Source organism: Streptomonospora sediminis, from assembly GCF_054778995.1.
This window is the reverse complement of the sequence record NZ_BAAGYZ010000026.1, coordinates 1-6,312: the sequence shown is the minus strand read 5'-3', so window position 1 is coordinate 6,312 and position 6,312 is coordinate 1. Positions and strand designations below refer to the sequence as shown.

The following is a 6,312-nucleotide window of genomic DNA, read 5'->3' as shown; positions in this document are numbered from 1 at the left end:
CGGGGGTCGGCGGGTGGAGTTGCCGACCTATGCCTTCCAACGCAGCCGCTACTGGCTCGACGGCGAACCGGACGCCCCGGCACCGGCCCACGCCCCGCCCGCGTATGCACCGCCGGCGCAGCCACCGCAAGAGGTACAGACCGACGACCTGCCCGCCATCCTGCATGCGGTGCGCCGCCAGGCGGCCACCACCTTGGGGCACTCCGCGCCCGAAACCGTCGAAGCCGACCGCAACTTCGACGACATCGGCTTCGACTCCCACCTGTCGGTCGAACTGTGCCGGTCGCTGGGCGCGCGGTTCGGCCTGCGGCTGCACCCGACCGTCCTGTTCGACCACCCCACGCCGGCGGAACTCGCGCGGCACCTGCACGTGCAGCTCTCCGGTGTCCAGCAGGACCCGGTCGCCACCGGCGCCGCGCTCGCGCCCGCCGACGAGCCCATGGCGGTCATCGGAATCGGTTGCCGTTTTCCGGGGGGTGTGGGCTCGGCTGCGGAGTTGTGGTCGCTGGTTTCGGGTGGGGGTGATGCGATCGGGCCGTTCCCGGAGGACCGGGGGTGGGATGTCGGGGGGTTGTTCGATCCGGTTGCGGGGCGGCCGGGGAAGAGTTATGTGGCCGATGGCGGGTTTGTTTACGGTGCGGGCGGGTTCGATGCGGGGTTTTTCGGGGTGTCGCCGCGTGAGGCGGTGGCGATGGATCCGCAGCAGCGGATGGCGTTGGAGGTGGCGTGGGAGGCGGTTGAGCATGCGGGGATCGATCCGTTGTCGTTGCGGGAGTCGCAGACGGGGGTGTTCCTGGGCGCCTCCTACGGCGGCTACGGCGGACAGACCGGGGCTGCCGAAGGCGGCGGCTACCGGCTGACCGGAATGTCGCCGAGCCTGGTCTCCGGCCGGATCGCCTATTTCCTCGGGCTGCACGGCCCGGCTCTGACCTTGGACACGGCGTGCTCCGCGTCGCTGGTGGCGCTGCATTCGGCCGGGCGGGCGCTGCGTGCGGGCGAATGCTCGCTCGCACTCGCCGGCGGGGTGACGGTGCTGGCCAACGCGGACTGGTTCGTGGAGTTCTCCCGCCAGCGCGGCCTGGCCGCGGACGGGCGGGTCAAGGCGTTCGCCGCTGCGGCCGACGGCACGGCCTGGGCCGAAGGCGCCGGGGTCTTGGTGCTGGAGCGGCTGTCGGACGCCCGCCGCAACGGCCGCCGCGTGCTGGCGGTGCTGCGGGGCTCGGCGGTCAACCAGGACGGCGCCTCCAACGGGCAGACCGCCCCGAACGGACGTGCGCAGGAACGCGTCATCCGCGCGGCACTGGCCGATGCGGGGATGGCCGCTGATGAGGTCGATGCGGTCGAGGCGCACGGTACCGGGACGACGCTGGGCGATCCGATCGAGGCGCGGGCGCTGCTGGCCACCTACGGGCGTTCGCGCCCGGCCGACCGGCCGCTGCGGCTGGGGTCGGTGAAGACGAACCTGGGTCACACCCAGGCCGCGGCGGGCGCGGCCGGGGTGATCAAGATGGTGATGGCGATGCGGCACGGCTCGCTGCCGGCGTCGCTGGGGGTGGATGCCCCGACTCCGCACGTGGACTGGTCCTCGGGTGCGGTGCGGTTGCTGGACGAACCGGCGGGCTGGCCGCGCGGCGAGAAGCCGCGGCGGGCGGGCGTTTCGGCGTTCGGTATCAGCGGCACCAACGCCCACGTCGTGCTGGAGGAGGCGCCCGCGGAGGCGGATACCTCCACCGGCGAAACGGGTGAAGCGCCCGCGGGGACGGCCGCCGCGGGCGGGGCGGCCGGTCCGGTGCCGCTGGTGCTCTCCGCCAAGAACGGCGACGCGCTGCGCGCCCAAGCCGAGCGCCTGGATCCGGTGGTCGAACACCACCCGCTGGTCGACGTGGGGGCGTCGCTGGTGCGGCGGTCGGCGTTCGAGCACCGCGCGGTGGTGTTGGCCGACGGTGCCGGTGACGCGCGGCGGGCGCTTGCCGCGCTGGCGGCCGGTGAGCCGGCTCCGAACACCGTGGCGGGTACGGCCGCTGCTTCGGCCGGCGGGTCGGCCGGTGGTGCTGCCGGCGGTGTGGTGTTCGTGTTCCCGGGCCAGGGTTCGCAGTGGGCGGGCATGGCCGCGGGGTTGCTGGAGTCGAGCCCGGTGTTCGCGGCGCGGATGGCCGAGTGCGACGCGGCACTGGGCGCTTTCGTGGACTTCTCAGTCGCCGACCTGCTGCGCGAAGGCGCCGCCCTGGAACGCGCGGAACCCGCGCAGACCGCGCTGTGGGCGGTGCTGGTGTCGCTGGCCGCGGTGTGGCGGTCCCACGGGGTGGAGCCCGCCGCGGTGGTTGGCCATTCCCAAGGCGAGATCGCGGCGGCGTGCGTGGCCGGAGGCCTGTCCCTGGCCGACGGCGCCCGCATCATGGTCACCCGGGCCCGGGCCATCGCCGAGCGGCTGTCGGGCCGCGGCGGCATGGTCGCGGTGGCCGCGGGCGCGGACCGGGCGGCCGAACTGCTGGAACCGTGGAACGCCGACCTCGGCGTGGCCGCGGTCAACAGCCCGGCCGATACCGTCGTGTCCGGCGCACCTGCGGCCCTGGCGGAGTTCGCCCGAGCGTGCGAGGCCGCCGATGTGCGGGTGCGGCGGATCGATGCCGACTTCGCAGCGCACTCCCCGCAGGCCGAAGCGATCACCGGAGAGATCGCCGCGGCCCTGGACGGGCTCTCCCCGGTCTCCGCCGCGGTTCCGTTCTTCTCCACAACGCGCGGCGCGCCGGTCGACACCGCCCGCCTCGACGCCGCCTACTGGGCGGCGAACGTCCGTCAGCCGGTGCGGTTCGGGCCGGCGGTGGAAGCCCTGCTGGGGGAGGGGTTCCGGCACTTCGTGGAAGTGGGCCCGCACCCGGTACTGGCGCCCGCGCTGCAGGCCGCCATCGAGGCACACGGGATCGGCTCCGGCGGCGCGGCGGTGCTGCCGACGCTGTACCGCGACCAGGACTCGGTGCGGCAACTGCCGTTCTCGCTCGCGCGGGCGTTCACGGCCGGTGTGCCCGTGGACTGGCAGGGGTACCTGGGCGGCGGCACGCTGGTGGACCTGCCCACCTACCCCTTCCAACACCAGCACTACTGGCAGGAGCCGGAGCAGCCGCAGGAGCCGGAGCAGGAGCCCGCCGCAGCGGACACGGGCCTGGAGCGGTCCGGCCACCCGCTGGTCGGCGGCGTGCTGCGCCTGGCCGACGACGGCTCGGTGCTGCTGACCGGGCGCTGGTCGCTGTCCACCCGGCAGTGGTTCGGCGACCACCGGGTGGCCGGCAGCGCGGTGGTGCCCGGCACGGTGTGGGTGGAGCTGGCCCGGTACGCGGGAACCCAGGCGGGCTGCCCCCGGATCGGCGACCTCACCCTGCACACCGCGCTCGTGCTGCCCGAGGACGGTGCCGTGCGCGTCCAGATCCGCGTCGGCGCCCCCGACGAACAGGGGCGCCGCGACATCGGGATCCACTCCCGCCCCGAGCGGGCCGCTCCGGAGACGCCGTGGACCGGGCACGCCACCGGCACCCTCACCGCGGCGGCCGAACCGTCCGGGTGGGCCGCGCGCACCTGGCCGCCCGAAGGCGCGCAGCCCGTCGACACCACCGGCTGCTACGAGCGCCTGGCCGCAGCCGGTTACGGATACGGTCCCGCGTTCGCCGGCCTGCGCGCCTGCTGGCGGCTCGGCGAGAGCACCTACGCCGAGGTCGGCCTTGCCCTGCCGGACGCCGGCGACTGGACCGTCCCCCCTCCGCCGCTGCTGGACGCCGCCCTGCACCCGGTGCTGCCGGCGGCGTTGGCCGGCGGCAGCGGCGACGACCGGTTGCTGCTCCCGTTCGTTTTCAGCGGCGTCGAACTGTCGTCGGTCGGACGTACCGACACGCTGCGGGTGCGGGTAAGTCCGGCCGGCACCGATACGGCCACCGTGGAACTGGCCGACACCAGCGGGGCGCCGGTGGGCTCGATCGAGTCCGTGCACCTGCGGCCGGTGTCCGCGGACCGGATCCCGGTCGCCGACGACTCCCTGTTCCGCACGGAGTGGGTTCCGGTCGCAGCCGCCGACCTGTACCGGGGGCAGTGGCCCAGCGTCCGCGACGCCCGCGGCCTCGCGGCCCTTGCCGAGGCGGCTGATGCGGCCGGGGCGCCGGCACCGCCGCGGACCGTCCTCGCCGTCTGCGAGCCGGTCGGCGGCGAAACCGCCGACTCGGTGCACACGGCAACTGCGGAGGCGCTCGAACTCGTCCGCGCCTGGCTCGCCGACCCCCGGTGGGAGTCCGCGCGGCTGGTCTTCACCACCCGCAACGCCGTCTGCGTCCACGATGGCGAGGGCGTGGCAGACCTCGCCCAGGCATCGCTGTGGGGGCTGGTCCGCACCGCGCAGGCCGAACACCCCGGCCGGTTCGCGCTCGTCGATACCGACGCCGCGACCGGCACCGGTACCGGCACGGGCGCCGCAGCCGAATCCGCCGCCGTCGCTCTCGCCGCCGACGAGCCCCAACTGGCGTTCCGCCGCGGCCGGGCCTACGCCCCGCGGCTGACCCGCGCCGCCGGCGGCGCACTCGCGGTACCCGGCTCCGCCGCCTGGCGGCTGGACACCACCGGAGGGGGCACGCTGGAGAACCTGGCGCTGCTGCCGGACTCCGCAGGGCTCGCCGAACTGCTGCCGGGACAGGTGCGGGTCGCGGTCCGCGCCGCCGGGCTCAACTTCCGCGACGTGCTGATCGCGCTGGGCAGCTACCCGGGCAGCGCCGACCTCGGTCTCGAAGGGGCCGGCGTGGTGACCGAAACAGGGCCGGGAACCACCGGGTTCGCTGTCGGCGACCGCGTTTTCGGGCTGCTGCCCCAGGGGTTCGGTCCGGTGGCGGTCACCGACCACCGCCTGCTCGCCCGGATCCCCCGCGGCTGGTCCTTCGAACAGGCCGCCTCGGTGCCCGCGGCGTTTTTGACCGCGCACTACGGGTTCGGCGACCTGGCGGCGCTCGCGCCCGGCTCGACCGTGCTGGTCCATGCGGCCGCCGGGGGAGTGGGCATGGCCGCGGTACAGCTCGCGCGCCACCGGGGCGCCGAGGTCTTCGGTACCGCTGGCCCCGCCAAACACCACCTGCTGCGCGAAATGGGCCTCGACGACGAGCACATCGCATCGTCGCGGGACCTGGAGTTCGAGCGGCGGTTCGCCGCGGCCACCGGCGGCCGCGGGGTCGACGTGGTGCTGAACTCGCTGGCCGGCGACTTCACCGACGCGTCGCTGCGGCTGCTGCCGCGCGGCGGCGTGTTCCTGGAGATGGGCAAGGCCGACCCGCGCGACCCGCAGGCGGTGGCCGCCGAACACCCCGGAGTCAGCTACCGGCCCTACGACCTCACCGCGGTGGAGCCCGACCGGATCGGCGAACTGCTCGCCGAACTCACCGCGCTGTTCGAGCGGGGCGAACTGCAGCCGCTGCCGGTTTCGGCCACGGACATCCGCCGGGCGCCCGAAGCTCTGCGGACCATGAGCCGCGGCGGCCACACCGGCAAGATCGTGCTGCGCATCCCGCGGCCCCTCGACCCCGACGGCACCGTGCTGGTCACCGGAGGCACCGGAACCCTGGGCGGCCTGCTGGCGCGGCACTTGGTGACCGCGCACGGCGTGCGCCACCTGGTGCTGACGAGCCGCCGCGGCATGGACGCGCCCGGGGCGGGCGAACTGGAGGCCGAACTCACCGCGCTCGGCGCCACCGTCACCATTGCGGCCTGCGACGCCGCCGACCGCGGCGCGCTCGCCGCCGTACTGGCGGAGGTGCCCGCTGCACACCCGCTCACCGCGGTCGTGCACGCAGCGGGCGTGCTGGACGACGCACCGGTCGCCTCGCTCGGCGCCGAGCAGCTGCACCGGGTGCTGCGCGCCAAGGTCGACGGCGCCGCGAACCTGCACGAACTCACCGCCGGATACGACCTGGCCGCGTTCCTGCTGTACTCGTCGGTAACCGGCGTGCTGGGCAGCCCTGGCCAGGCGAACTACACCGCGGCGAACGCCTTCCTGGACGCGCTGTCCGCCCGTCGGCATGCGGCCGGGCTGTCCGCCACGTCCCTGGTCTGGGGGCTCTGGGAGCAGGAAAGCGGGCTGACCGGCGGCCTGCAGCCCGCCGACCTGGCGCGGCTGCGGCGGGCCGGGCTGCGGCCGATGCCCACCGCACAAGGGCTGGCCCTGTTCGACGCGGCCCTGCGCACCGCAGATGCGGCGCCGGTGCCGGCCGCGCTGGACCTGGCGGCCTGCGCATCGGGCGAGGTTGGCCGGGCCCTGACCCGCGGCACGGCGCCGGGCACCCGCACGCG

The 6,312-nt window shown here is 75.1% G+C and carries 1 protein-coding gene; it reads left to right on the top strand.

Translation table 11 applies throughout. The features are described from left to right. Nucleotides 1-6,312: SDR family NAD(P)-dependent oxidoreductase (locus ACYVD5_RS07255; RefSeq protein ID WP_461000149.1), on the top strand; the 6,312-nt coding region annotated here is incomplete at both ends.